A 24577-nucleotide genomic window follows, 5' to 3' on the forward strand; every position below is an offset into this window, starting at 1 on the left:
TTATTGGCAAATGAGCGCGTTGTTCGGATCGCGCCGCATCATTTCGCGCGGCAGGTAGGTGCTGAAGGTGGGCAGCGCGCGCGGCGGCAGCAGCGCGCCAGGCAAGGGCGAGAGCCAGCGGTACTGCAGGCTGGTGATGCTCACCGTCACCCCGGCGCAGTTCTCGGCGTTGCAGCCGGACGGCTCCCAGGCCAGCGCCACCGCGCCGATGTCGGGCACCATCATGCGCATCTTCTGCAGCACCTGGCCCTGGTTGGCCGGGTCGGCGCACACTACCGCGTAGCGCGCGCCGGCGCGCGTGGCCTCGGTGGCCGCGTTCCAGGTAAACAGCATGCGCGCCATGTCGGTCGCGCCGAGCAGGAACATGAAGAAGAGCACCAGCACGAAAGCCAGTTCGATGCTGGTCGCGCCATCCCGGCGCGCGCGCTGCGGGGTCGTTTTCATAGTGGGCTGCGCATGGTGGCGCTGATGTCGTTGAAGGCGATGACCGAGAACCTGGCGCCGAACATGTTCGCCACCATCGGCCGGAACTGGTAGCCCGACACGCGCACCGTGACGGTGTTGATCAGCGGGTCGCTGCCGGCCGTCTGCCAGGTCGGCGCCGGCACGTTGGCGGCGGTGAGCGCGGGGTCGAGCAGGGCGCCGGTGCCGGCCACGTTCCCGTACAGGATCAGGTTGCGCGCCTCGGCCGCATGGGTGCCGGGCGTTTGCACGGACAGGTAGCGCACCGCGTCGCGCACGGTCTTGGCGGTGGTGTTGTAGCGGTATACGGCGCGTCCGAGTTCGGCGCACAGCAGCGTGACGATCAGCAGCAGCGGCAGCACGAACGCGAATTCGACCAGCGCCACGCCTTGTTGACGGTGTCTCATGGCTCACCTCACCAGTACCGGCACCAGCGGCCCGCCGATTCCGCCCGGGGTGCCTCCCGGTGCGCAGGGCGAGCCGGCCATGCCGGCCAGGCCGCGAAACTCCAGTTTGGCCGGGTCGTTCGGACCGCTCAATGGATGGAGCATGAACATGCACACGAAATCGATCACCCGCGAGGCGCCGTCGATCACCGGGACGATCGCCAGGCGCCGGTTGGTGCCGTACTGACGGTGCTCGCCGGCGCTGCCGGGCGTGGCCAGCTTCTGGAAGCTGTTCAGGCGGTTGTTGTCGTTAAAGGCGATCTGCGCGCCGGCCTTGATGCTGGTGCCGGTATCGGCCAGCGACGCGTATGCGGCGCGCTTGGTGACGTAATTCCGGGCGCTGGCATGCGAGCCGGCGGCGGGGGTGCCGGAAAAGGCGTTCTGCGGCACCGCGTTGGTCCAGTTGGCGGCGGTGTAGGAGTAGCCGCTCTGGTCGGGGTGGTTCAGGCTGGGCGAGTCGCTGTTCTTGTAGACCCCGAAGCGGTAGTTCCACGGGCGGTCCACGCTGGTCTGGGCGCCCGGCGTGCCGAGCGTGTCGCCCAGGCGCGTGCCGCAGCGGCCTCCTTCGGCCAGTTCGGCGGCCGTTTCGCTGGCGCTGTTGCTGCCGTCGAGGTTATACCAGCCCATTTCGCCGGCCGCTGCCGCCGCGCCGCCCTTGTCGAACACGGTGACCCATTCGCCGACCAGGAAGCCGTAGTTGTTCGCCGGCGTGCCGCCGGCCTTGGCCTTCATCGCCACCGGGATCGGGCAGGTGCTCTGGGCGCTGCCGCGCGTGGCCACCGCGCTGGCCAGCACCGCGCGGGTGGCCGGATTGGCGGTGCCGTTGCCCTGGAAGACGCCGAGCGCGTGCAGCAGCCACATACGCACGCCGTTCTGGCGGTGCTCGCACTGCGCGTAGCGGGCGCCGGCGGGCGTGGTGGTGGGCATGTAGGCCGCATCGCGAAAGCTGATGCCGGCGTCGGGCAACTGGCCCTTGCCGTCCCAGCTGGGCGACTGCAGGTTGACCCGGTTCAGGTTGGCCGCCGTGGCGCCGGCGCGGCGCGCCCGCGCCAGCGCGCCGGACTGGCCGTCGAGCTCCTGGGCCGCCGCCAGGGCGCAGCTGTCCATGGCGGTCTGCAGCTCGGTCTTCACGATGAACAGGCGCCCCAGGTCGAAGGCGATGGCGACAAACCCCAGCAGGAAAAACAGCAGGAAGCAGACCGTCAGGATCACCGCGCCCTGGCGGCGCCGGTGACAGGCATATCGAGTGAGCGGGATCATGGTTTTCATCCGAAAAATGACGGGCCGCGGGCGCGCCGCGGTCCGTCGGCCGGTGGAATCAGGCGCAGGTGCCGCCGGTCAGGCAGGCTTCGACGCGGGAGATGAAGCCGGAGAAGCTGGTGCCGGTGAGGTTACGCAGCGCCACCACCAGGATGATCGAGACGACCGCGATGATCAGCGCGTATTCGACCACCTGGGCGCCTTCGTCGTCGCGCAGGAAGGCGCCGATGCGGCGGTTTGCGGTGTTGAGCAGGGCGTTCATGATAGGGACCTTTCACTGTCGGTTGAGATGGGAGCAACGGTGCGGCGGCGCTCAGGCGCAGGTGCCGCCGGTCAGGCAGGCTTCGACGCGGGCGATGAAGCCGGAAAAACTGGTGCCGGTGAGGTTACGCAGCGCCACCACCAGGATGATCGAGACCACCGCGATGATCAGCGCGTACTCGACGACCTGGGCGCCTTCGTCGTCGCGGGCGAAGGATTGGAGCGACCGGCTTATCGTTGTCAAAAAAGTGTTCATGTGGCGTACCTTTCGTGTGAGATGGATGGGTCGAACCTGCCCGCCCCTGCGGGCGGGATACTGCGCCGGCGCCGGCCCCGTGGCCGCCGCCGGATGCTTCAGCGGGCGGCGGGGCCGCCGGCGTTGATGACGGTGACCACCGGCGGTGGCGTCTTGAAGCTGTCCTGGTAGCGCGCCATGGCTTCGCGCGCGGCCTGGCCGTCGATCCCGGACGGCAGCGGCGCCTTGCCGCCCGCCTGCGGGTCGATGGTCATCGCGCTGCGCGCCTGGCGCACGGCGTCGCCGAAGCGCGCGTCGTAGCGCGGGGCGCTGGCGCAGCCGGCCAGCAGGATCAGCAGGGCCAGCAAGGCCAGGGCCGCGTAAAAGATCGCTCTGTTCATGGCGCTCTCCTTATGGTTGTTTGGCGGGGGCGGACCTGCCTTCGGTCTTGCCCATGAAGATACGGTCGGCGCGGCCGGCCGGCGCGTGGTGGTCGGTCGGCGCGGCCAGCGCGCCGGCCGGCTTGACCAGGCGCGGCGTGATGATGAAAATGAGCTCGGTCTGGTCCTTCTGGAACTCGGTCGAGCGAAACAGCGCCCCGAGCACCGGAATGTCGCCCAGGCCGGGAAAGCGCGACAGGGTTTCTGTCACGTTGTTGCGGATCAGGCCGGCGATGGCGAAGCTCTGGCCGTCGTTCAGCTGCACGGTGGTGTCGACCCGGCGCGTGGTAATCGAGGGCAGTACCGAGGTCACGCCGCCGCTGGTGGTGAAGGGCGAACCGGCCTGCGCCAGTTCCGACACTTCCGACACCAGCTTGAGGTTGATGCGGGTGCCGCCCAGCACCGTCGGCGAAAACTTCAGGCCGACCCCGAATTCCTTCTCTTCCAGGGTGACGGTGGTGCCGCCGCCCTCGCGCGACTGCGCCACCGGAATGAAGATCTTGCCGCCGGACAGGAAGCTGGCCGACTGGCCGCTGATGGCCATGATGTTCGGTTCGGCCAGCACCCGCACCAGGCCATCCTTTTTCTGCGCGTCGACCCCGAACAGGGTGGCGCCGCGCGCGCCCGCCGCCAGCCTGGCGCCGGCGGCCGAGTTGCCGCCGCGGACGGCGGCGTCGGCCACGATGCCGAGCGCGGCGCCGGAACTGCCGTGACTGAAGTTGCCGGCCAGCGCAGGCGCACCGCCCAGGATGCCCGAGATCACGCGCGAGCTGAGCCCATCGGCCGAGGCGACCATGCGCGCGAAGTCGATCCCGAACTTGTCGAGCAGGGTCTTGCTGACCTCGGCGATTTTGACTTCCAGCATCACCTGCTGGGGCGAGCTCACGCGCAGCAGGTTCAGCACGCGCTTGCCGCCGTAGGCGCCGGCCACGCGCAGCGCCTCGTCGAGCTGGCTTGCATCGCGCACGCTGCCGGTCAGGACGATGGTGTTGTCGGCGCTCTTGACGAGGATGCCGGTTTCCTCGGGCATCAGCTCGTTCAGCTTGGCTTGCAGGGTGGCCGGGTCGATGGCCACCACGATGTCGCGCAGAAAGCAGGTGCCGCCGGCATCTTGCAGGATCAGGCTGGTGGCGCCGGCTTTTTTACCGAGCAGGAACAGGTCGGTCGGGCTGAGCAGAAGAACCTCGATGTCGCCGACGCTATCGCCCTCTTGCGGATCGGCGGCGGCCGCCGCCGGGGGCGCCGGGGTTGCTTGTCTGGCGTCGCGCTGGCCGCTGGCGACGATGCGGGTCACCGGCGCCGTCAGCGGGATCACCGACGATTTTCCGAGCATCACCTGCGCCGCCGGCGCCACGACGATCGACTTGCAATGTTTGCCGCCGGCGGCGCCCGCGGCCGCCGTTGCGTAGCAGGGGGCGGCCAGCATGCCCGCCGTCGCGACGCTCAAGGCCGTCATGCGAATGTGCTTGTTCATGATGTGTGGGTCTTTCGTGACGGTTCAAAAGCAGGTGGTCGCCAGCACGCCGTGCTGGATCACGTCCACGCACTGGGCGCGGCTGGCCGATTGCACGGGACGCGGCGCGCGCCTTGGCGCCGGGGCCGGGGCTGGCGCCGCCAGGGCGGGCGCAGCCCTGGCGGTGCCGAACAGCGCGTCCTTGGTGATGCCGGCGGTGGCCACGGTCTGCTGGTCGACCTGGTTGCGCAGCACCAGCGACAGGGTGCCGACGCTGCGCGCCAGGTCCAGCTTCTCGGAATCTTCCAGCGTCAGTTCCAGGGTGACGGCGCTGACCACCTTCGGCTTGGTGTCGTCGCGTCCGGCTTCCTGGGCGACCGCCAGCACCAGCACCCGTTCCAGCACCGTCTTGCTGATCTGCTTGCCTTCTTCGGTGCCGGATTTTTCCTGCTGCGCATTGACCATCACGTCGACATAGTTGCCGGGCAAGGCAAAGCCGGCCACGCCCACCACATCGTTGACGCGCACCGTCATGGCGCGCTTGCCCTCGGCGATGACGGCCGACAAGCCGCCCTTGGTGCCGAGCGGCGCCAGTTTGCCGTCGAGCATGGGTTCGCCGCGCGAGATGCCTGTTTTGGCGATGCGGTCCTGCAACTGGCTGGCATCCTTGAAGGCGCCCGGGGGCGTGGCGCCGGCCGGCCAGTCGAGCCGGGACAGCATTTCGGCATTGATCTTGCTGCCCGGTTCGATGTCGACCGCCGCGACCACCACCTTGTTGACGGTCACGCCGCCCTGGCGCGATACCCAGCCGGCGGCATACACGGCGGCCACCAGCCCGATGACGAGGGCGAACGCGATCAGCCCGAGTGCCTTGAGGTTTTTCATGGTGCTCTCTTTCGCAGGTGTCAGACCAGGTTGAATTGCTGGGCGACCAGGCAGGCGCTGGTGCCGGTCGCGATGCTGATGCCGTAGGCCAGCTTGCCGACCGAGGGCATGGCGCCGGGCGCCAGCTGCGGCCTGCCGCTGGCGACGGCGGACCAGAACAGGCCGCGCATGGCGCCGCCGGCGTTGGCCAGCAGGCGTCCCATGACGCGCTTGCGCAGGCCGAAGGCGAGGGCGGCGAGGCCGGCGCTCAGCACGCAGAACAGCAGCGCCTGCAAGGTCGCGTTAAAGCCGAGGAAGGCGCCGACCATCGCCATCAGCTTGACGTCGCCGGCGCCCATCACGCCCATGGCGTACAGCGGCAGCATGGCGGCCAGGCCGAGCAGCATGCCGGCCGGGGCCCAGCTCCAGCCGGCCTGCCAGACGGGCGGGACGATGCTGTTGTAGACCAGGGCGAAGACGATGCCGCCGCCGGTGAGGAGGTTGGGAATGCGCATGGTGCGCCAGTCGCAGATGGCGGCCGCCAGCAGCAGGGCCAGCAGCACCCCGGTACGCGGGTCGGTGACCAGCATGCCGAGCAGTTCGAAGAAGGAGGCGGTGTCGTTCATGTCGGTGCCGGTAAGGTTGTCGGAGGAAGCCGCAAGGCCGGGTGGCGTTTGCGCGATCGGTGAGACGAGTATATGAAGACGGGCCCGGCGGCGAATCGGCCGGATGTCCTGTTGCGCATGGGAGGAAATGCCCGATTTGCGCCGGCGCCGATGGGACGGAAGGACCAGGCGCGGGCGGGGCGGGGTAGTACGAATGTCATGCCCTGGCGTGCGGGCGGACTGGCAGCGGGGGCGGAAGCTGCGTTTGCTGCCGACATCGGCGCACCCCCATTACTACACAAGTGTATAATAAGTCGCATGAACCGCCCATCCCGACACATCGACGCCCGCCTGATCGCCTCCGGCATGGCCCTGCTGCCCCAGACCGGCTGCGCCGGGCTGTCGGTGCGCAAGCTGGTCGAACATGCCGGGGTCAACCTCGGCATGTTCCATTACCACTTCAAGAACAAGGACAATTTCCTGCGCGTGCTGCTGCAGCATCTGTACGAAGACATGTTCGCCGCCCTCACGCTCAAGGCGCAGGGGGCGCAGCGCAGCGCGCAGAACCTCGACAGCGCCCTGCGCGTGCTGGCAAGTTTCGCCGGCAGGCACCGCCACCTGCTGCTGATGCTGCTGTCCGAAGCACTGCGCGGCGAAGCGCTGCCGGCCGCATTCCTGCGCGAGAACCTGCCACGCCACATCGCCGTGCTGGCGCAGCTGCTGCGCCAGGGCCAGGCCGAGGGCGACATCATCGACGCCCCGCCGATGCAGCTGCTGCCGTTCATGCTCGGCGCGATCGCCGGTCCCCTGTTCGCCGGCGGCGCCGTCGAACGCCTGCCCGCCGCCCCGCCCGAGCTGGCGGCGCTGGCGCAGCAGGCGCTGTTGTCGGACGCCGCCATCGCCCTGCGCATCGACCTGGCCATGCGCGCCGTCCTCATCGCTTCGAAGGAGCTTGCGCCGCCATGAACCTGTTCCCGTCCTTGCTGGCGCGCCTGTGCGCCACGGCCCTGCCGCTGACCCTGTGCGCCGCCTGCGGCGAGGCGCCGTCCGATGCCTTTCCCGGCTACGCCGAAGGCGAGTACGTGCGCCTGTCCGCGCCCCTGGCCGGCACCCTGACCGCGGTGCACCTGCAGCGCGGCGACCGGGTCGGGGCCGGCGCGCCGGCCTACGTGCTGGAACAGGCCAGCGAAACGGCGGCGCGCCAGGAAGCGCACAGCCGGGTCGGGCGCGCCGAGGCCCTGCTGGCCGATGTGCGCAAGGGGGCGCGCAGCGACGACATGGCGGCGCTGGCGGCCGCGCTGCGCGAAGCCGAAGCGGCGCAGGCGCTGTCGCAGGCCAACCTGGAGCGCGAACGCAAGCTGGCGCACGACAAATTCATCTCGCGCGCCCGGCTCGAGCAGTCGGCGGCGCTGCTGGCGGCCGACCGCGCCCGCGTGGAACAGGCGCGCGCGCGCCTGCGCAGCGCCGCCGCCAGCGCCCGCAGCGACCAGGTGGCGGCGGCCGAAAAAGAAGTCGAGGCGGCGCGCGCGCAACTGGCGCAGGCCCAGTGGAAGGTCGACCAGAAAGCCCAGTCCACGCCGGTGGCCGGCATGGTCAGCGACGTGGCCTACCGCGCCGGCGAATGGGTGCCCGCCGGCGCGGCGATTGCCACCTTGCTGCCGCCGGCGAACGTCAAGGCGCGCTTCTTCATTCCCGAAACGGCGCTGGGCACGATCCGCGTGGGGCAGGGCGCCGTCATCGCCTGCGACGGCTGCGCCGCGCCGCTCAAGGGGCGCGTGACCTTCATCGCGCCCGAGGCCGAGTACACCTCGCCCCTCATCTACAGCAAGGAAAACCGCGCCGCGCTGGTGTTCATGGTGGAAGCGGCACCCGAGCCGGGCCAGGCCGCGCTGCATCCCGGCCAGCCGCTGACGGTGCGCACGGAGCGCCCGTGAGCGCGCCCGAGATCGTCATCGACGTGCGGGGATTGACCAAATCCTATGGCGGGCGCATGGTGGTCGACCATGTCGACATCCGCGTCGAGCGCGGCCGCATCTACGGCTTCCTGGGCCCGAACGGCAGCGGCAAGACCACCACCATCCGCATGCTGTGCGGCCTGCTCACGCCCGACGAAGGGCAGGGCCGCTGCCTCGGCTACGACATCCGCACCGAGGCGCGCCGGATCAAGAAGCAGGTCGGCTACATGACGCAAAAATTCGGCCTGTACGACGACTTGAGCATCGAAGAAAACCTCGACTTCGTGGCCCGCGTGTACCAGGTCGCAGGGCGCCGCCAGCGCATCGCCGCTACCCTGGAACGCCTGGGCCTGAGCGCCCGCCGCGCGCAGCTGGCCGGCGCGCTCTCGGGCGGCTGGAAGCAGCGGCTGGCGCTGGCGGCCTGCCTGATCCACGACCCGCAACTGCTGCTGCTCGACGAACCGACGGCCGGCGTCGACCCGTCCGCGCGGCGCGCCTTCTGGGACCAGATCCACGAGCTGGCCGCGGCCGGCATGACCGTGCTGGTGTCGACCCATTACATGGACGAAGCGGAGCGCTGCCACCAGCTGGCCTATATCGCCTACGGCAAGCTGCTGGCGCGCGGCAGCGTGGCCGAGGTGGTGGCCGGCGCCGGCCTGCACACCTGGTCGCTCAGCGGGCCGGACCTGGCCGGCGCGGCCCGGCGCCTGCGCGGCGCGCCCGGCATCCGCACGGTCGCCCCGTTCGGCATGACCCTGCATGCGAGCGCCGACTCGGCCGAGGCCTTTGCCCAAGCGCTGGCGCAGCCGGGCCTGGCGGCGCTCGCCGCCACGCCGATCGAGACCAGCCTGGAAGACGTCTTCATCGCGCTGATGCAGGACGCGCAGGATAACTTCGGCGGGGCGGCGCCATGAACTGGCGGCGCATGCTGGCGGTGCTGCTCAAGGAGCTGCGCCAGGTCGGGCGCGACCGGCTCACCTTCGGCATGATGGTCGGCATTCCGATCATGCAGCTGGTGCTGTTCGGCTTTGCCATCAACAGCGACGTGCGCCACCTGCCGCTGGCGGTGGCCGACCTCGACCGCAGCGTGTTTTCGCGGCGCCTGGTGGCGGCGCTGGAAACCTCGCAGTACTTCCGCACCGTGCGCCATGTGCGCGCTGCGGCCGAGGGCGACGCCCTGCTGGCGCGCGGCGAGGTGCAGTTCGTGCTGGTGGTGCCGGGCGATTTTTCGACCCGGCTGGTGCGCGGCGAACGGCCGGCGATCCTGCTGGCGGCCGACGCCACCGATCCGGCGGCCACCGGCAACGCGCTCGCTTCGGTCGACGCGATCGCGGCGCGCGCCATCGGCTCGGAGCTGCGCGGGCCGCTGGCGCGCCTGCGGCCGGGCGCAGCGCCGTACGAGATCCGCAGCCAGCGCCGCTACAACCCGGAAGGGCTGACCCGCTACAACATCGTGCCGGGCTTGATGGGGGTGATCCTGACCATGACCATGGTGATGATGACGGCGCTGGCCATGACGCGCGAGCGCGAACGCGGCACCATGGAAAACCTGCTGGCCACGCCGGTCTCGCCGCTCGAAGTCATGATCGGCAAGATCGTGCCGTACATCCTGGTCGGCTACATCCAGGTGGGCGTGATCCTGCTCGCTTCGTCGCTGGTGTTCGACGTGCCGATGGTGGGCAGCCTGGCGCTGCTGTCCTGCGCGCTGGTGCTGTTCATCGCCGCCAACCTGGCGATCGGCTTCACGTTTTCGACCATCGCGCGCAACCAGATGCAGGCCATGCAGCTGACCTTCTTTTTCTTCCTGCCGTCGATGCTGCTGACCGGCTTCATGTTCCCGTTCCGGGGCATGCCGGGATGGGCCCAGGCGATCGGCGAAGTGCTGCCGCTGACGCACTTCTTGCGCATCACGCGCGGGATCATGTTGAAGGGGAACGGGCTGGCCGAGGTGCTGCCGCACGCCTGGCCGATCGCGCTGGCGATGGCCGTGGCCGGCGCCGTCGCCATGCTGCGCTACCGGCAGACGCTCGATTAGAGCGGCCGCCGGTTCGGCGACTCAGCCGGCGTCCGGGCGCGCCTTGCGGCGGCGCCGCACCAGCGCGCCGATACCGAGCACGCCGGCGAAGGCGATGCCGGCCACCGGCAGCGGCACGGGGCTCGACGCCTTGGGCGGCGGCGTATTGGCGTCGCGCAGCGCTTCGGGGAAGGGGCGCGCTCCGACCGGGACGATCTTCCAGTCGGCCTGGTTGGGCGGCGTGCGCTTCATGTATTCGTTGAACGAAAACACCGGATTCGATCCCATCACGCGGCTCGACGGAATCTGCGGAATGCGCACCAGCAGCAGCGCTTCGATATCGCCCTGCAGCTGCTTTTCGTAGGCGGTCAGCTTGCGCGTCTTGCCCTTGGTCGCGCCCACCAGCTGCAGCAGGTCGTTGCCGGCCGCCTCGAATGCCACCGCCGGATACAGGCGCACCTGTTCTTCGGTCAGGTAGTCGTAGATCTTGCGGCCGCTGGCCAGGCTCATGTCCTTGGCCGACAGGTAGGCGTAGGCGCCGAGCGCCTTGAGATTGCTGGTCGGGCCGCGCTGCGGGATGTTCCAGCCTAGGCCCTTGAACACGTCCAAGCTGATGCCGGCGCAGTTGGCCTTGGCGTGCTGGTAGGTGAAGTCGTGGCGGTAAAAATGATTGAACACGCGCTGCACGCCGCCCTGGTAGGCCGCCGCCGTGCGCGGGTTGCTCAGCACCGCCACCAGCATGTACGAGGGCCGGTAATACTGCTGGCCGCTGTTGAGGTCCATCAGGTAGTTATCCATCGGGACCGGCGCGGCGATGATGCCTTTTTCGCTGACCGAATCGAGGTTGTAGAAGTTATTGACGATCCAGTCCGACCATTCGCCCTCGCGCCCGAGGTGGCCGGTGGCGACCGCGAAGTGGCCGCCGTAGGCTTCGTCGTCGTCGCCCTGGGCGCCGTTGAGCATCACGCCGATGACCGGCTTTTCCTGCCACTGGCGGGCCTGGCCCGGTTTGCGCTCCCACAGCAGGCGGGTCGAGAACGGGCTCGATGCGCCGCCGCCTTCCGCGCGCACATACGTGGCGAAGCTCTCGTCCTTGGCGAGCGGCTGGGCGCGCATCGTGCCCGGGTCGATCGCGAAGTCCTTGGGCCAGACGGTGCGCGCCACGAACGCCGGCTTGCCGTCGGCGTCGCTGTAGGCGCCGCGCATGCGCACCTCGCGCTGGGCGAAGAAGGCGGTGGTCTTGGCGTCCCAGTACGACAGGTTGCTGGCGATCTTGGGCGTCAGCGCCAGGCTGGTCAGCGCGTCGTCGCTACTGCGCACATGGGCGCCGTCCGGCAGGATGCGGACGTCGTCGAAAATCTGCGGAGCGCCCAGCCACACCAGGCCCGGGAGCGCCAGCTGGTCGCGGGTTCCTTCCGGCGCCCACTCCCTGGTGCCGCGCACGATGTCGCCGCCACGCTTGAAGCTCGATACCGGCTGCGACGGCAGCGGCACGGCCAGCACCTCGTTCTGAAAATACCACAAGCCCTGCTTGACCGTGACGCAGTCCGGGCAGTTGCCATTGCTGAGCCGAAACTGCATGGCCGGCAGCAGGCCGAGTCGTTCCGCGGCGAGGGCGCTTTTCAGCCCGGCCGGTTCGGCAGCCTGTGCGCCAGCCGACATCAGCAGCACTCCGGCGCCGAGTAAACAACGGGTTTTCGACATACTTTGTCCTTGAGCGTGAATGAGTAAAAGCGCAAGCTTGCAAATCTACACGTGTTGCGTGACATCATCATGATTTAACCTGCTTTCGGGCAAGAAAAAGGAAGGAAAAGACACATTCTTTGCCATTTTGTTGTGATAGGGGAAACAAGTAGTCCCCTTGTATTTCATTGTCGCCAACACAAGCATGGGCGTGCGCCGGTTTAATCGAGCGTCCATAGATGTTGCATTTTTATAATTCCCGGCACCGGCTTGCCGCCGAGGCGGGCAGGGCGGAAGCGGCATCTCGACAGGGCCCGGATGGTCGCATCGTCCCAGAGCCGGCCGGCGCTTTGCTCCACGCGCGCGCCGGCGACGCGGCCATCGGGCGCGATCAGCAGGGCGACCCTGACCGGATAGGGTTCGTCGAGGTAAGCGCGCGGCTTGGGCCATTGCGGCGTCGGGCAGGAGCCGGCGACGACGCAAGCGGGGCTGCTGGCCGGCGAGGTCGCTTGTGCGTGCGCTGGCTGTGCGAGCGACACCAGACACGCGAGGGACAGAAAATGGCGCATGAATCAGGCTGTGTTCGCCAGGGATGCACTGGCAAGGACGCCAATGTACACCATTGCACGCCCGCAGCCCCGATCAGCGATCCGGAACTTCCGGCGCGGCCAGGAACAGCGCTTGAAATGGGTGGCATGGCGCCCTGGGACGGAAACTGAGATAGACTTGCCGGATCCTTTCACTACCATGTCAACACGATGGCAATCTTGTCCGAACTGATCCTGTACCCGATCAAATCCTGCGCCGGCATCTCCGTGCGCGAAGCCACGCTGACCCGCTCCGGCCTGTCGGTGGACGCGGTGTACGACCGCGAATGGATGCTGATCGACGAGCACGGGCAGTTCCTCACGCAGCGCGAGCATCCGCGCATGGCGCTGATCGTGCCGCGCCTGCTGTCCGACACGCTGGAGCTGCGCGCGCCGGGCATGCTGCGCCTCGAGATTCCGCTCGGCCTGCCCGATCCCGACCACGAAGTCACGCGCGAAGTGACGGTCTGGGAAGACACCGTGCTGGCCTACGATTGCGACGAGACCACCGCCACCTGGTTTTCCAAGGCCATCGGCGTGGCGTGCCGGCTGGTGCGCTTCCACGCCACCGCCACCCGCGTGTCGAGCACCAAGTGGACCGGCGGGCTGGCCGAGCCGACCCTGTTTTCGGACGGCTATCCGATCCTGATGGTCGGCCAGGCCTCGCTCGACGACCTGAATGAAAAAATGCGGGCGGCAGGGCGCGAGGCGCTGCCCATGAACCGCTTCCGCCCGAATATCGTCATCGAAGGCATCGACGCCTTCGAAGAAGACTACGCCGAGCATTTTGCGCTCGGGGCGGCGCGCCTGAAACCGGTCAAGCCCTGCTCGCGCTGCCCGATTCCGGCGGTCGACCAGGCCACCGGCGAGCCGGGACCCGATCCGCTCGACATCCTGCGCACTTACCGCAGCAAGGCGGTCATGGACGACAAGATCTGTTTTGGTATGAATGCAATTGTGACCGATGGTGACGGCGAGCGCCTGCACGTCGGCCAGCCTGTGACGATGACGCTGGCATTCTGAGGCCGTAGCGGCCGCGTAAATACGACAGGGCGTATTTTTTTCGTTTTCGGGGCCGGGCGGAGGGTGTAAGGTGGCACAATTGTCGAGGTCGACAGAAAAAGGTGGGAACCGTATGCATGACCCCGACGCCCCGGCGCGCGATGTGGAAGCCGAAAACGAGTCCTTGCGCGCGCGCCTGGACTACCTGGTGGAGCAGGCCGAGCGCAATCACGAGATCATGTGCCGGCACCAGGCGTTCGACCTCGAAATCGTCGGCTCGGACAGCTTCCAGGCGCTGATCGGCACCATCTTCCGCAGCCTGCCGGCGATTGCCGGCCTCGATATCGTGACCCTCAGCCTGGTCGACGAAGATGCCGACATCCGCACCGTGATGGACAAGCTGGGCGTGGACTTCAACGACTTTCCGCACATGATTTTCGTGGACGCGGTGGCGGCGCTCGGCTTCGTGCCCTCGCGCAGCGAGGTGTTCACCGGGCCGCCCAAGCCGATGCTGGGGCCTTACCACCCGGCCGTGCACCAGCCGATGTTCCCCAATCAGCCGCCCGGCCTGCAAAGCATCGCGCTGGTGCCGCTGCTGCGCAACAAGCGCCTGATCGGCAGCCTGAACCTGGGCAGCCTGGACGCCACCCGCTTCACGCCGGCCATGGCCACCGACTTCATCGAGCATATGGCGTCGATCATCGCGATCTGCCTGGAGAACGTGATCAGCAACGAGATGCTCAAGTATATCGGGCTGACCGATTCGCTGACCGGGGTATACAACCGGCGCTACATCGACCGCCGCCTGCTGGAAGAAATCGGCCGTGCGCGGCGCCAGGCCTACCGTATTTCGTGCCTGTACATCGACATCGACCATTTCAAGCAGGTCAACGACAGCCTGGGGCACCAGGGCGGCGACGAAGTGCTGCGCGAGGTGGCCGCGCGCATCAAGGCGGAGCTGCGCATTTCGGATGCGCTGGGGCGCTTCGGCGGCGAGGAATTCGTGGTGCTGCTGATCGATGCGGACCTCGACAGCGCGACCCAGGTGGCGCAGCGCATCCTGCACGGCATCGCGGATACGCCGTTCCTCCTGTCGGGCGGGGAGCGCCTGGCCGTGTCGGTGTCGATCGGGGTGGCCACCCTGGACGATTTCGAACGCGACCACGCGATCGAAGGCGTGGCGCAGGCGCTGGTGGCGCATGCGGATACGGCGCTGTACAAGGCCAAGGAGAGCGGGCGCAACCGGGTGGTGTCGTTCACGTAACCGTCGTTGCGGGGACTGCCGCGTCGTTGGCGCCGTTAGTGCGTCGTCCCCGCCTGCGCGGGGAAGACGGGCTAGCGGGGAAGACGGGCTAGCGGGGAAGACGGGCTAGCGGGGAAGACGGGCTAGCGGGGAAGACGAGCCAGCGTAGCCTCCGGGCTAGCAGGAGTGGACCTGCTAGTGCAGCAAGCGTTCCTCGGCGCGGTTCACCGCCTCGGCCGAGCCCCTGAGCACCACCACATCGCCCACTTCCAGCTGCGTCAGCGGCGTCACTTCGAGCCGCTCCTTGCCGCGCCGTACCGTGGTCACGTCGGCGCCCAGCTCGGCCAGGTCCAGCTGGTCGATGCGCTTGCCGACCGACGCCGCATCGTCATGCAGGATCACCGAATGCAGGCGCACGAACAGGTGCTCGGGATCGTCGTTGGCCTCGTTCGTGCCATGGAAATACCCGCGCAGCGAGGCGTAGCGTTCGTCGCGCGCGCTCTGCACCCGGTGCACCACGCGCCGCAGCGGCACGCCCATCATCACCAGCGCGTGCGAGGCGAGCATCAGGCTGCCCTCCAGCGCTTCCGGCACCACTTCCGCCGCGCCGGCCTTTTTCAGCACATCGAGATCGGTATCGTCGTAACTGCGCACGATTACCGGCAGGGTCGGCGCCAGTTCGTGCACCAGGTGCAGCACCTTGATCGCCGACGCCGTGCTGGCATACGTGATCACCAGCGCGCTGGCGCGGTAAATACCGGCCGCCACCAGGCTTTCGCGGCGCGCGGCGTCGCCGTACGACACATGCGCGCCGGCCGCCTGCGCTTCCTGCACCCGGGTCGGGTCCAGGTCGAGCGCCTGGTAGGCCACTTTTTCCTCGGTCAGCAAGGTCGCCAGGGTCTGGCCGCTGCGCCCGAAGCCGGCGATGATCACGTGCTTCTGGGTCGACATGGTGCGGCTGGCGATCTGGGTCAACTGGAGCGACTGCATCATCCACTCGTTGGACGAGACCTTCATCACGATCTGGTCCGACTTCGAGATGATGAACGGCGCCACCAGCATCGACAGCACCATCGAGGCCAGCACCAGCTGGATGATGAAGTCGTCGATCAGGCGCGCGCCGGAGGTCAGGTTGAGCAGCACGAAGCCGAATTCGCCCGCCTGCGCCAGCGCCAGGCCGGTGCGCATCGACACCCCGTCCGAGGCGCCGAACAGCTTGGCCAGGACCGCGATCAGCGCGAACTTGAGCGCCACCGGCAGCACCAGCAAGAGCAGCACCAGCCACCAGTTTTCCAGCACCAGGCCGACGTTGAGCAGCATGCCGACGGTGATGAAAAACAGCCCGAGCAGCACATCGCGGAACGGCTTGATGTCTTCTTCCACCTGGTGCTTGTACTGGGTTTCGGAGATCAGCATGCCGGCCACGAAAGCGCCCAGCGCCAGCGACAGGCCGGCATGCTCGGTGATCCAGGCCGCGCCCAGGGTAATCAGGAGCAGGTTGAGCATGAACAGCTCCTGCGAGCGGCGCTTGACCACGATCGTGAACCAGGTGCGCATGATCTTCTGGCCGATGAACAGCAGCAGCACCAGCACGATCACCGCCTTCACGCCGGCCCAGGCCAGGGTCTCGGCCAGTTCCTCGGGCGGCTTGCCGAGCGAAGGAATCAGGATCAGCAGCGGCACCACCGCCAGATCCTGGAACAGCAGGATGCCGATGATCTTGCGCCCATGCTGGCTTTCGAGTTCGAGCCGTTCGGTCAGCATCTTGACCACGATCGCGGTGGACGACATGGCCAGCGCCCCGCCCAGCGCAAAGGAAGCCTGCCAGGTGATGTTCAGCGAGGGCACCTGGGTCGCCAGCAGCCAGCCGAACAGCATGGTGGCCACGATCGTCATGACCACCTGCGCCATCCCCAGGCCGAACACGATGCGCCGCATCGCCATCAGCTGCGAGAGCGAAAATTCGAGCCCGATCGAAAACATCAGGAACACCACGCCGAATTCGGCCAGGGTTTCGGTGGTCTTGCTGTTTTCGGCCAGGCCCAGGGCGTGGGGGCCGATCAGGATGCCGACAGCCAGGTAGCCGAGCATCGGCGGCAGGTGCATCATGCGGAACGCGACGACGCCCAGTACGGCGCTGCCCAAGAGGAGGAGGGTGAGTTCTAGTCCTGAAAACATGCGGTGCCGTGTAAAGGAATGGTAAAGGCCGGGCAAAAACACCGTATGGAGACGATTTCTGCGTCTGGCAAGTTTTTTGCTTTCGCAATTCGTTTATACTTCTGCCATGAGTGTAACCCATGAAAAAACAATGCTGAAAGCTTTTGACAAAAACCTCACGCAACGTGCCATGCAACTGGCCCGCGAGACGCTGGAAATCGAAGCGGACGCCATCCGCGCCCTGCACGCGCGCCTGGAGACCGACGACAGCGTCGGCCAGGCGGTCGGCCTGCTGATGGAATGCGGCGGCCGCGTGGTCGTCTCCGGCATGGGCAAGTCGGGCCATATCGCGCGCAAGATCGCCGCCACCCTGGCCTCGACCGGCACCCCGGCCATGTTCGTGCACCCGGGCGAAGCGGCCCACGGCGACCTTGGCATGGTCACCGCGCAGGATGCCTTCATCGCCATCTCCAACTCCGGCGAAACCGCCGAGCTGATGTCGATCCTGCCGATCGTCAAGCGCATGGGAGCACCGCTGATCGCCATGACCGGCAACCCGCAATCGAGCCTGGCGCTGCTGGCCGACGTGCACCTCGACGTCTCCGTGGCCAAGGAAGCCTGCCCGCTCAACCTGGCGCCGACCGCCAGCACCACCGTCACCCTGGCGCTGGGCGACGCGCTGGCCGTGGCCCTGCTCGACGCCCACGGCTTCAAGGAAGAAGACTTCGCCCGCTCGCATCCGGGCGGCGCGCTGGGACGGCGCCTGCTGACCCACGTGCGCGACGTCATGCGCAGCGGCGACGCCGTGCCGCACGTGACTGCCGACGTCTCGCTCTCGGTGGCCCTGCTCGAAATCACCCAGAAGGGCATGGGCATGACCGCCATCGTCGACGCGGCCCAGCGCCCGATCGGCGTCTTTACCGACGGCGACCTGCGCCGCCTCATCGAGCGCGTGCAGGATTTTACGAAGATCACCATCCGCGACGTGATGCACGCCGATCCGCGCCGCGTCGGTCCCGACCAGCTGGCGGTCGACGCGGTGGCGATCATGGAACAATTCCGCATCAACCAGATGCTGGTGGTCGACGCCGACGGCAAGCTGGTAGGCGCCCTGCATATCCACGACCTGACCCGCGCGAAAGTGATCTGACATGACAGCGTCCCCCAACCAGCTGGCGCACATGCAGCGCGCCGCCGCCGTCAAGGTCATGATTTTCGACGTCGACGGCGTGCTCACCGACGGCAGCCTGACCTACGGCCCCGATGGCGAAGCGACCAAGACCTTCAATGTGCTCGACGGCCTGGGCATCCAGCTGCTGCAAAAGAGCGGCGTGGCCACCGCCATCATCAGCGCGCGCCAGTCGCCGATCGTGGTGCGGCGCGCGGCCGACCTGGGCATCATGCACGTCCACCAGGGCATCCACGACAAGCGCATCGCCTTCGCCAGGCTGCTCGAAGCGACAGGCGTCAGCGCCGCGCAGTGCGGCTATATCGGCGACGACGTGATCGACCTGCCGCTGCTGCTGCAGGTCGGATTTGCCGTCACCGTGCCGACCGGGCACCCGGAAGTGCAGTACCGCGCCCATTACGTCACCAAGGCAGGCGGCGGGCGCGGCGCCGTGCGCGAAGTGTGCGACATGGTCATGCGCGCGCAAGGCACCTACGACGCGGCGCTGGCGCCGTACTTCGCCTGATGCACATCACCGGAGACCGCCATGCATAAGCGCACCGCACACCGCTGGCGCCTGACCGCGATCATGGTGGTCGGGACCTTCTTCGCCTTCGGCACCTTCTGGCTGGTCCAGCTGGCGCAGAACGGCGACGGCTCGGTCGATCCGAACAACTTCAAGAACGAACCCGACTACATCGTCGAACAATTCAGCTTCGTGCGCATGACACCCGAGGGTAAACCGCGCTACCTGGTCTCCGGCGCCAAACTCACGCACCGCCCGATCGACGACACCTCGGATGTCGAACGGCCGGTGCTGCAGGGCGTTGCGCCCGGCCAGCCGGTGACCACCATCACCTCGCAGCGCGCGCGCATCCGCCACACCCAGAACCAGGCCGACCTGCTCGGCAACGTCAACGTGGTGCGGCCCGAATCGCCCACCAACCGCGCGATGCAGCTCAAGACCGAAGCGCTGACCGTCTACACCGACGAAGACCGCATGACGTCCGACCAGCCGGTCGAAGTCACGCTGGGTAACTCCACCATCAGGGGCACCGGCATGGAGGCGAACAACGCGACCGGCGAACTCAGATTCGCCAGCCGGGGGCAGATCGTCTATCCACCGAAAGGCGCGCGCGCTGCGCCCACCACTACAGGTAAACCACAATGAAAAAATTCCTCGCCTTCGCCCTGCTCGGCCTGGCCGCGGCAAGCGCCTCCGCCGAAAAGGCCGATGCCGCCAAACAGGCGGTGATCGGTTACGACTCCCTCGAAACCAATGAAGTGACCCAGGTGACGGTCCTGACCGGGAACGTGGTCGTCACCAAGGGCACCCTGATCCTCAAGTCGGACCGCGCCACCATCAAGGAAACCCCGGAAGGCGACATGTTCGTGACCCTGACCGCCACCGGCGGCAAGGCCGCCACCTTCCGCCAGAAGCGCGACGGCGGCCCGGACCTGTGGATCGAAGGCCAGGCCCAGCGCATCGAATACGATGAACGCAACGACATGATGAAGCTGTTCTCGGGCGCCAAGATCCGCCAGCTCGAAGGCAGCAAGCCGACCGACGAAATCGAAAGCGAGTTCATTTCCTACGACAGCCGGCGCGAAGTGTTCGTGGCGCGTAACGACGCCAGCGGCACCAGCAAGCCGGGCCAGGGGCGCGGCACCATGATCATCGCGCCGCGCAAGCCGCGCGCCGCGCCGGCTCCGGCCACGCCAGCGGCGGGAGCGCCGGCCGCACCGGCGCCGGCACCGGCGCCGACCACCACGCCAGCCGCGGGAACCGAATAATGGAAACGAAGAGTTGCGGCAGCCGCCTGATCGTGCGCGGCCTGCAGAAAAGCTACGGCAAGCGCCTGGTCGTGCGCGACGTGTCGCTGCAGGTCGACTGCGGCGAAGTGGTCGGCCTGCTCGGCCCCAACGGCGCCGGCAAGACCACCTCGTTCTACATGATCGTCGGCCTGGTGCCGTCGGACGCGGGCACCATCGACATCAGCGGGGTCGATATTTCGAGCCTGCCGATCCACCGCCGCGCCACGCTCGGCCTGTCCTACCTGCCGCAGGAAGCGTCGGTGTTCCGCAAGCTGACCGTGGAAGAAAACATCCGCGCCGTGCTGGAGCTGCAGAAGGTCGACGGCAAGGCGCTCACCAAGGCCCAGATCAACGAACGGCTCGACACCCTGCTGGCCGACCTGCAGATCGAAAAACTGCGCGAAAACCAGGCCATGTCGCTCTCGGGCGGCGAGCGGCGCCGGGTCGAGATCGCGCGCGCGCTGGCGACCAACCCGCGCTTCGTGCTGCTCGACGAACCGTTTGCCGGGGTCGACCCGATCGCCGTCATCGAGATCCAGCGCATCGTGCGCTTCCTCAAGCAGCGCGGCATCGGCGTGTTGATCACCGACCATAACGTGCGCGAAACGCTGGGCATCTGCGACCGCGCCTACATCATCAACCAGGGCGCGGTGCTGGCCTCCGGCCGTCCCGACGACATCATCGCCGATGAATCCGTGCGCCGGGTCTACCTGGGCGAACATTTCCGGATGTAGGCATGAAACAGTCCCTTCAACTACGCACCTCCCAGCACCTTGCACTGACGCCCCAGCTGCAGCAATCGATCCGGCTGCTGCAGTTGTCGACCCTGGAACTGCACCAGGAACTGGAACAGCTGTTGAGCGACAACCCGCTGCTCGAACGGCTCGACGATCCGCTCGATCATTCGGTGCGGCTGCTGGGCGATGGCGCCATCAGCAGCACCTCGACCCCGACCGAAGCGGCGCCCGAGCCGGGTGCGCAGGACGCCCCGGCCCCAAGCGAAGGCGAAGGCTTCGAAGGCGGCGAGGCGGACAGCCCCGCCAGCAACGACAACGACGGCGAGTGGGGCGACCTCGGTCGCGCCAAGACGCCCGACGACGAGGATTCGCGTCCGCAGCTCGAAGCGTCCGGGATCACCCTGCGCGAGCACCTGATGGAGCAGATGCGCGTGACCGTGCTCGAAGCGCGCGACCGTGCCCTGGTCGAACTGATCGTCGACGCCATCGACGACAACGGCTACCTGACCGAATCGCTGGAAGAGATCCACGAGCGCATGCCGCCCGAGCTGGACATCGAGATCGACGAACTACGCACCGCGCTGGCGCTGCTGCAAAGCTTCGACCCGGTCGGGGTGGGTGCGCGCAACGCGTCCGAATGCCTGGCGCTGCAGATCCGGCGCATGCCGGGCGTGGCGCTGGTCACGCGGCGCATGGCGCTGACCATCGTCGAAAACCACCTGACCTGGTTTGCCCAGCGCGAATTCAACAAGCTGAAAAAAGCGCTCGACTGCGACGATGAAGATTTGCGCGAGGCGCAGACCGTGATCCGCCAGTGCAATCCGCATCCGGGCGCCGAGTTCGCGTCCGACGTATCGGACTACGTGGTGCCGGACGTAATCGTGCGCAAGGCGAAGAATGGATGGTCGGTGATGCTCAATAACGACGTCATGCCGCGCCTGCGCGTAAACAGCATGTACGCGGCGCTGCTCAAGCAGGGCAAGGGCGAAGGGCAGATGGGCGCGCAGCTGCAGGAAGCCAAATGGCTGATCAAGAACATGCGCCAGCGCTTCGACACCATCCTGCGGGTAGCCGAAGCGATCGTCGAACGCCAGCGCAATTTCTTCTCGCACGGCGCGGTGGCGATGCGTCCGCTGGTGCTGCGCGAAATCGCCGACACGCTCGGCCTGCACGAAAGTACGATATCGCGCGTGACCACGCAAAAGTACATGATGACGCCGCACGGCATGTTCGAGCTGAAGTATTTTTTCGGCAGCCACGTGGCCACCGAAGCGGGCGGCGAAGCCTCGTCGACCGCGATCCGCGCGCTGATCGTGCAGCTGACCAGCGCCGAAGACCCGAAGAGTCCTCTGTCGGACAGCAAAATCGCCGACATGCTGGGCGAGCAGGGCATGGTGATTGCGCGCCGCACGGTCGCCAAATACCGCGAAGCGCTCAAGATCCCGCCGGTCGCCCTGCGCAAGTGCCTCTAGGTCCGGCACCGAGCACCCACGCTCCAGCCCGTGTCCACCCCGGTGCCAGGTCTGACATTCGGACACGGCCTGGGCAGCCTCGGTCGACTAGCTGTCGTTAAAGCAGAGTCCGTGTCCACCCCGGTGTCAGGTCTGACATTCGGACACGGCCTGGGCAGTCCTCGTCGACTAGTTGTCGTTAAAGCAGAGTTCGTGTCCGAATGTCAGACCTGGCACCGCAGTGGACATTAAAGCAGAGTTCGTGTTCGAATGTCAGACCTGGCACCGCAGTGGACATCGGGGATGACTGGTGTCAGAAGTATTCCGGATGCTCGCGCAGCAGGATCTGCTCATGCTGGTTCACCTNGCCTGGGCAGTCCTCGTCGACTAGTTGTCGTTAAAGCAGAGTTCGTGTCCGAATGTCAGACCTGGCACCGCAGTGGACATTAAAGCAGAGTTCGTGTCCGAATGTCAGACCTGGCACCGCAGTGGACATTAAAGCAGAGTTCGTGTTCGAATGTCAGACCTGGCACCGCAGTGGACATCGGGGATGACTGGTGTCAGAAGTATTCCGGATGCTCGCGCAGCAGGATCTGCTCATGCTGGTTCACCTGCTTGAATAATCCCAGCGCCGGTGCCATGCGCCGTCCCGCGTCCCAGCTGCGCCATGCGCGCGCCATGTCGTAGCCCCTGTACAGCGCGTCGCCCATGTCCTTGTACGCCCCCGCCAGCGCCGGATTGGCTCGCAGCACGCTGACGTACAAGGGCAGTGCGCCGTTAACGTCGCCCAGCTGGCCGCGCAGATTGGCTTCGAACAGCATCACGATGTGCTGCTTGCGCGTGCTGGCCTTGCGCAGTTCCTGCATCCTGGCGATCGCCGCTTTCAGACCCGCTTTCGACTTGTCGCGCATGGCGCCCATATACGCCTGCGTCGCCGGATCGGCGCGCAGCAGGGCCACCTGTTGCGCGCTCGGCTTCATCGGCTCGCCGCCGACAAAACTCCATTCGGACATGCTCAGCATGCCGTCGAAGGCGCGCTTCTCGGCGAACGCTTGCGCAATCTCGGCCTCGAACGCCTGCCCGGTCGCGGCCGACGGCGGCCCCGCATTGGCCTGCGCCTTGTCGAGCAGCTGGTCGATCTCGTTGCCCCGCACCGTGCCCGGCGTGTACGGCTTGAGGTCGTAGCTGGCCGGGGCGCTGTGCCGCAGCGCCCCGATGGTAAAGGTGCGCGCCTCGCTGTAGCCGATCCGCTTGTGATGCATGACGAAGCCGGCCGGCACCCGCTTGTCGCGCGACAGGCGCGCCAGCACCAGCGGGTGGCCGCCGAAACTGTAGCGCAGCATGCGCTCGAACTGGGCCGCGTCGCTGGCGCCGATGCTGGTGCCCCCGGGCGGAATGTGCGCCAGCGGATTGCCGTCCACCGCCAGCACGATGGCGCCGGCTTCCTTCGATTCGGACAGCGTGCGGCCGGGCGCCGCGAGCGACAGATTGTGCTCGTCGAACACCGGGTCGAACACCGGCACCGCTTCGGCCATGCGCAGCATCTTGGCGATCCCCTCGCGGTTGGACAGCTCGGATTTTCGGAAACCCGCAACGTCGAACAGCGAGTAGTCGACATAGGTGGCGCTGGCCAGGTCGATCTGGTAGCGCCGCCGGCTGGCAAAATCGTAGATCGTCGATTCGCCCGCGGTACTCACCGAAATATAGCGTTCGCCCAGCACCACCTTGTATTGCTTGATCTCGTCCGGCGGCGGGTTGTCGCCATGCGCGGCCACGGCATATCTGGTGGCGACGCTCATGTCGAAACTGAGGACGGCAAACGCCGGCGCGGCGCTGGCGCACAGGGCACCGGCCAGGGCCAGGCGCGGCAGGAAGGTGGGGAGGAATCGCTTGAACATGAATCGGCCGGGATGATGACAGGGGGAAGCGATTTTAGGCGAAGCGACTTGCCAAAAGAATAGCGTCCGCATTCCTGCTACTTTTCGATGCCGCCGGTATTGCGAGCTTATACCCGCAAGAATATACCGGCTATTTCACCTTGAATCTTTGCGGCTTTGTGCTTACCTTGTGCTATGCCAAATAACTGATACACTTGGTCTACACGAGAGAAAGTTGCTTGTGGAAAAAACGAAGGAGTTGGATACCATTAAACCCATTAATCGATTGGCAATTTTGCGGACGTAGCAGGTTTCTTTCGTCCGTGTGGTAATACAGCTGTTCCTCTGCGCCGCCAAGCGTACGAACCGATAGTAACAAGAAGTGCCATTATCATTAGGAGTGTATGTATGAATCTCACAATCAGTGGACATCATCTTGAAGTAACGCCAGCCATCCGTGAATACGTACAGAGCAAGCTTGAGCGCGTAAGGCGCCATTTCGATCAAGTGATCGATATTGCAGTCATCCTCACCGTCGATAATCTGACGGAAAAAGAAAAACGTCAAAAGGCCGAGATCAACCTGCGCCTGTCGGGCAAAACCGTGTATGTGGAAAGCCTGTCGCACGATCTCTACGCTGCCATCGATACCCTGATCGACAAACTGGATCGTCAGGTCATGAAGTACAAAAACAAGGTCCAGGACCACAATCACCAGGCCATCAAGCACATGCCTGAAGACATGCCTGAAGAAGAGACGCCGTCGGCCGCATAAGCAGGCCCCGTCCCACTCGCCAAAGGGCGCCCGCGTGGCGCCCTTTTTGCATCGTGCGCCCAGCATGGGCGCACTCCTGTGGGTGAAA

26 protein-coding genes are annotated in these 24577 nt (G+C 66.7%); 13 read left to right on the plus strand and 13 right to left on the minus strand.

What is annotated here, in order from left to right; all coding sequences use genetic code 11:
* The 9 genes from EJB06_RS29520 to EJB06_RS29560 all read right to left on the minus strand — a co-directional run bounded on the left by EJB06_RS29520 (position 1) and on the right by EJB06_RS29560 (position 6047).
* Positions 1-444: a TadE/TadG family type IV pilus assembly protein gene (locus EJB06_RS29520; protein ID WP_126077601.1), complete on the minus strand. Its 444-nt coding sequence runs from the start codon at positions 442-444 to the stop codon at positions 1-3.
* Entirely contained in the window at positions 441-869 is a 429-nt protein-coding gene (locus EJB06_RS29525; RefSeq protein WP_126077602.1) for a TadE/TadG family type IV pilus assembly protein, read from the minus strand. The genes EJB06_RS29520 and EJB06_RS29525 overlap by 4 nt, the downstream gene beginning before the upstream one ends.
* Positions 870-872: 3 nt before the next feature.
* The gene (locus EJB06_RS29530; protein WP_198420949.1) at positions 873-2168 is read right to left on the minus strand and encodes a Tad domain-containing protein; all 1296 of its coding nucleotides are present in this window, start codon (positions 2166-2168) and stop codon (positions 873-875) included.
* 58 nt (positions 2169-2226) lie between these two features.
* On the minus strand, positions 2227-2430 hold the full coding sequence (locus EJB06_RS29535) for a Flp family type IVb pilin (protein WP_126077604.1): 204 nt from the start codon (positions 2428-2430) through the stop codon (positions 2227-2229).
* A gap of 51 nt (positions 2431-2481) precedes the next feature.
* Positions 2482-2685, minus strand: coding sequence for a Flp family type IVb pilin (locus EJB06_RS29540; RefSeq protein ID WP_126077605.1), 204 nt, complete (start codon positions 2683-2685; stop codon positions 2482-2484).
* 98 nt (positions 2686-2783) lie between these two features.
* The gene (locus tag EJB06_RS29545; protein WP_126077606.1) at positions 2784-3065 is read right to left on the minus strand and encodes a hypothetical protein; all 282 of its coding nucleotides are present in this window, start codon (positions 3063-3065) and stop codon (positions 2784-2786) included.
* Positions 3066-3075: 10 nt separating this feature from the next.
* Positions 3076-4578 (minus strand): type II and III secretion system protein family protein, encoded by a 1503-nt coding sequence (locus tag EJB06_RS29550; RefSeq protein WP_126077607.1) that lies wholly within the window; start codon positions 4576-4578, stop codon positions 3076-3078.
* Positions 4579-4602: 24 nt separating this feature from the next.
* Positions 4603-5442, minus strand: coding sequence for a Flp pilus assembly protein CpaB (gene cpaB, locus EJB06_RS29555; protein ID WP_126077608.1), 840 nt, complete (start codon positions 5440-5442; stop codon positions 4603-4605).
* 20 nt (positions 5443-5462) lie between these two features.
* Positions 5463-6047 carry an A24 family peptidase gene (locus tag EJB06_RS29560; RefSeq protein ID WP_126077609.1) on the minus strand — a complete coding sequence of 195 codons (585 nt, stop codon included), beginning with the start codon at positions 6045-6047 and terminating at the stop codon, positions 5463-5465.
* Between the two features lie 297 nt (positions 6048-6344).
* Here EJB06_RS29560 and EJB06_RS29565 point away from each other — a divergent pair, with 297 nt between their 5' ends.
* Genes EJB06_RS29565 through EJB06_RS29580 form a run of 4 tightly spaced genes read left to right on the plus strand, consistent with a single transcriptional unit; the run spans position 6345 to position 10016 of the window.
* Positions 6345-6992 carry a TetR/AcrR family transcriptional regulator gene (locus EJB06_RS29565; RefSeq protein ID WP_126077610.1) on the plus strand — a complete coding sequence of 216 codons (648 nt, stop codon included), beginning with the start codon at positions 6345-6347 and terminating at the stop codon, positions 6990-6992.
* Positions 6989-7960 (plus strand): HlyD family secretion protein, encoded by a 972-nt coding sequence (locus EJB06_RS29570; RefSeq protein WP_126077611.1) that lies wholly within the window; start codon positions 6989-6991, stop codon positions 7958-7960. The genes EJB06_RS29565 and EJB06_RS29570 overlap by 4 nt, the downstream gene beginning before the upstream one ends.
* Positions 7961-8016: 56 nt before the next feature.
* On the plus strand, positions 8017-8895 hold the full coding sequence (locus EJB06_RS29575; protein ID WP_126077628.1) for an ABC transporter ATP-binding protein: 879 nt from the start codon (positions 8017-8019) through the stop codon (positions 8893-8895).
* Positions 8892-10016: an ABC transporter permease gene (locus EJB06_RS29580; protein WP_126077612.1), complete on the plus strand. Its 1125-nt coding sequence runs from the start codon at positions 8892-8894 to the stop codon at positions 10014-10016. Before EJB06_RS29575 ends, EJB06_RS29580 begins: the two co-directional genes overlap by 4 nt.
* A gap of 21 nt (positions 10017-10037) precedes the next feature.
* Here EJB06_RS29580 and EJB06_RS29585 read toward each other — a convergent pair whose 3' ends face one another.
* Together EJB06_RS29585 and EJB06_RS29590 are read right to left on the minus strand one after the other, a co-directional pair.
* Positions 10038-11699 carry a hypothetical protein gene (locus EJB06_RS29585; protein WP_126077613.1) on the minus strand — a complete coding sequence of 554 codons (1662 nt, stop codon included), beginning with the start codon at positions 11697-11699 and terminating at the stop codon, positions 10038-10040.
* A 200-nt stretch (positions 11700-11899) separates the two neighbouring features.
* A complete protein-coding gene (locus EJB06_RS29590; RefSeq protein WP_164558071.1) occupies positions 11900-12217 on the minus strand; it encodes an energy transducer TonB in 318 nt (105 codons plus the stop codon).
* A 219-nt stretch (positions 12218-12436) separates the two neighbouring features.
* On the opposite strand from EJB06_RS29590, the gene EJB06_RS29595 reads away from it, so the two are divergent.
* The gene (locus tag EJB06_RS29595; protein WP_126077615.1) at positions 12437-13288 is read left to right on the plus strand and encodes an MOSC domain-containing protein; all 852 of its coding nucleotides are present in this window, start codon (positions 12437-12439) and stop codon (positions 13286-13288) included.
* 112 nt (positions 13289-13400) lie between these two features.
* A complete protein-coding gene (locus tag EJB06_RS29600) occupies positions 13401-14531 on the plus strand; it encodes a GGDEF domain-containing protein (protein ID WP_126077616.1) in 1131 nt (376 codons plus the stop codon).
* A gap of 174 nt (positions 14532-14705) precedes the next feature.
* Here the strand turns inward: EJB06_RS29600 and EJB06_RS29605 are convergent, their stop codons facing one another.
* Positions 14706-16688 carry a monovalent cation:proton antiporter family protein gene (locus tag EJB06_RS29605; protein WP_126077617.1) on the minus strand — a complete coding sequence of 661 codons (1983 nt, stop codon included), beginning with the start codon at positions 16686-16688 and terminating at the stop codon, positions 14706-14708.
* 106 nt (positions 16689-16794) lie between these two features.
* Between EJB06_RS29605 and EJB06_RS29610 the strand changes: the two genes are divergently transcribed.
* The 6 genes from EJB06_RS29610 to EJB06_RS29635 are packed head-to-tail and all read left to right on the plus strand — an operon-like array spanning position 16795 to position 21859.
* Positions 16795-17817: a KpsF/GutQ family sugar-phosphate isomerase gene (locus EJB06_RS29610; RefSeq protein WP_164558072.1), complete on the plus strand. Its 1023-nt coding sequence runs from the start codon at positions 16795-16797 to the stop codon at positions 17815-17817.
* A gap of 1 nt (position 17818) precedes the next feature.
* The gene (locus EJB06_RS29615) at positions 17819-18361 is read left to right on the plus strand and encodes a KdsC family phosphatase (RefSeq protein WP_229427347.1); all 543 of its coding nucleotides are present in this window, start codon (positions 17819-17821) and stop codon (positions 18359-18361) included.
* 21 nt (positions 18362-18382) lie between these two features.
* A complete protein-coding gene (gene lptC, locus EJB06_RS29620) occupies positions 18383-19006 on the plus strand; it encodes an LPS export ABC transporter periplasmic protein LptC (RefSeq protein WP_126077619.1) in 624 nt (207 codons plus the stop codon).
* A complete protein-coding gene (gene lptA, locus EJB06_RS29625; protein WP_126077620.1) occupies positions 19003-19629 on the plus strand; it encodes a lipopolysaccharide transport periplasmic protein LptA in 627 nt (208 codons plus the stop codon). Before lptC ends, lptA begins: the two co-directional genes overlap by 4 nt.
* A complete protein-coding gene (lptB, locus tag EJB06_RS29630) occupies positions 19629-20384 on the plus strand; it encodes an LPS export ABC transporter ATP-binding protein (RefSeq protein ID WP_126077621.1) in 756 nt (251 codons plus the stop codon). Before lptA ends, lptB begins: the two co-directional genes overlap by 1 nt.
* 2 nt (positions 20385-20386) lie before the next feature.
* Positions 20387-21859, plus strand: coding sequence for an RNA polymerase factor sigma-54 (locus tag EJB06_RS29635; protein WP_126077622.1), 1473 nt, complete (start codon positions 20387-20389; stop codon positions 21857-21859).
* Between the two features lie 539 nt (positions 21860-22398).
* On the opposite strand, the gene EJB06_RS29640 is transcribed toward EJB06_RS29635, so the two are convergent.
* Positions 22399-23736 carry a hypothetical protein gene (locus EJB06_RS29640; RefSeq protein WP_126077623.1) on the minus strand — a complete coding sequence of 446 codons (1338 nt, stop codon included), beginning with the start codon at positions 23734-23736 and terminating at the stop codon, positions 22399-22401.
* A 387-nt stretch (positions 23737-24123) separates the two neighbouring features.
* Between EJB06_RS29640 and hpf the strand changes: the two genes are divergently transcribed.
* On the plus strand, positions 24124-24489 hold the full coding sequence (gene hpf, locus EJB06_RS29645) for a ribosome hibernation-promoting factor, HPF/YfiA family (protein WP_126077624.1): 366 nt from the start codon (positions 24124-24126) through the stop codon (positions 24487-24489).
* Positions 24490-24577: the final 88 nt, after the last annotated feature.

It is taken from the genome of Massilia atriviolacea, from assembly GCF_003953935.1.
Lineage (GTDB): Bacteria > Pseudomonadota > Gammaproteobacteria > Burkholderiales > Burkholderiaceae_D > Telluria_A > Telluria_A atriviolacea.

What these genes read in the sequence shown, in the direction of transcription:
- EJB06_RS29520 (WP_126077601.1), bottom strand. Translation starts at nt 444, where the DNA reads ATGAAAACGACCCCGCAGCGCGCGCGCCGGGATGGCGCGACCAGCATC.
- EJB06_RS29525 (WP_126077602.1), bottom strand. Translation starts at nt 869, where the DNA reads ATGAGACACCGTCAACAAGGCGTGGCGCTGGTCGAATTCGCGTTCGTG.
- EJB06_RS29530 (WP_198420949.1), bottom strand. Translation starts at nt 2,168, where the DNA reads ATGATCCCGCTCACTCGATATGCCTGTCACCGGCGCCGCCAGGGCGCG.
- EJB06_RS29535 (WP_126077604.1), bottom strand. Translation starts at nt 2,430, where the DNA reads ATGAACGCCCTGCTCAACACCGCAAACCGCCGCATCGGCGCCTTCCTG.
- EJB06_RS29540 (WP_126077605.1), bottom strand. Translation starts at nt 2,685, where the DNA reads ATGAACACTTTTTTGACAACGATAAGCCGGTCGCTCCAATCCTTCGCC.
- EJB06_RS29545 (WP_126077606.1), bottom strand. Translation starts at nt 3,065, where the DNA reads ATGAACAGAGCGATCTTTTACGCGGCCCTGGCCTTGCTGGCCCTGCTG.
- EJB06_RS29550 (WP_126077607.1), bottom strand. Translation starts at nt 4,578, where the DNA reads ATGAACAAGCACATTCGCATGACGGCCTTGAGCGTCGCGACGGCGGGC.
- cpaB (WP_126077608.1), bottom strand. Translation starts at nt 5,442, where the DNA reads ATGAAAAACCTCAAGGCACTCGGGCTGATCGCGTTCGCCCTCGTCATC.
- EJB06_RS29560 (WP_126077609.1), bottom strand. Translation starts at nt 6,047, where the DNA reads ATGAACGACACCGCCTCCTTCTTCGAACTGCTCGGCATGCTGGTCACC.
- EJB06_RS29565 (WP_126077610.1), top strand. Translation starts at nt 6,345, where the DNA reads ATGAACCGCCCATCCCGACACATCGACGCCCGCCTGATCGCCTCCGGC.
- EJB06_RS29570 (WP_126077611.1), top strand. Translation starts at nt 6,989, where the DNA reads ATGAACCTGTTCCCGTCCTTGCTGGCGCGCCTGTGCGCCACGGCCCTG.
- EJB06_RS29575 (WP_126077628.1), top strand. Translation starts at nt 8,017, where the DNA reads ATGGTGGTCGACCATGTCGACATCCGCGTCGAGCGCGGCCGCATCTAC.
- EJB06_RS29580 (WP_126077612.1), top strand. Translation starts at nt 8,892, where the DNA reads ATGAACTGGCGGCGCATGCTGGCGGTGCTGCTCAAGGAGCTGCGCCAG.
- EJB06_RS29585 (WP_126077613.1), bottom strand. Translation starts at nt 11,699, where the DNA reads ATGTCGAAAACCCGTTGTTTACTCGGCGCCGGAGTGCTGCTGATGTCG.
- EJB06_RS29595 (WP_126077615.1), top strand. Translation starts at nt 12,437, where the DNA reads ATGGCAATCTTGTCCGAACTGATCCTGTACCCGATCAAATCCTGCGCC.
- EJB06_RS29600 (WP_126077616.1), top strand. Translation starts at nt 13,401, where the DNA reads ATGCATGACCCCGACGCCCCGGCGCGCGATGTGGAAGCCGAAAACGAG.
- EJB06_RS29605 (WP_126077617.1), bottom strand. Translation starts at nt 16,688, where the DNA reads ATGTTTTCAGGACTAGAACTCACCCTCCTCCTCTTGGGCAGCGCCGTA.
- EJB06_RS29610 (WP_164558072.1), top strand. Translation starts at nt 16,795, where the DNA reads ATGAGTGTAACCCATGAAAAAACAATGCTGAAAGCTTTTGACAAAAAC.
- EJB06_RS29615 (WP_229427347.1), top strand. Translation starts at nt 17,819, where the DNA reads ATGACAGCGTCCCCCAACCAGCTGGCGCACATGCAGCGCGCCGCCGCC.
- lptC (WP_126077619.1), top strand. Translation starts at nt 18,383, where the DNA reads ATGCATAAGCGCACCGCACACCGCTGGCGCCTGACCGCGATCATGGTG.
- lptA (WP_126077620.1), top strand. Translation starts at nt 19,003, where the DNA reads ATGAAAAAATTCCTCGCCTTCGCCCTGCTCGGCCTGGCCGCGGCAAGC.
- lptB (WP_126077621.1), top strand. Translation starts at nt 19,629, where the DNA reads ATGGAAACGAAGAGTTGCGGCAGCCGCCTGATCGTGCGCGGCCTGCAG.
- EJB06_RS29635 (WP_126077622.1), top strand. Translation starts at nt 20,387, where the DNA reads ATGAAACAGTCCCTTCAACTACGCACCTCCCAGCACCTTGCACTGACG.
- EJB06_RS29640 (WP_126077623.1), bottom strand. Translation starts at nt 23,736, where the DNA reads ATGTTCAAGCGATTCCTCCCCACCTTCCTGCCGCGCCTGGCCCTGGCC.
- hpf (WP_126077624.1), top strand. Translation starts at nt 24,124, where the DNA reads ATGAATCTCACAATCAGTGGACATCATCTTGAAGTAACGCCAGCCATC.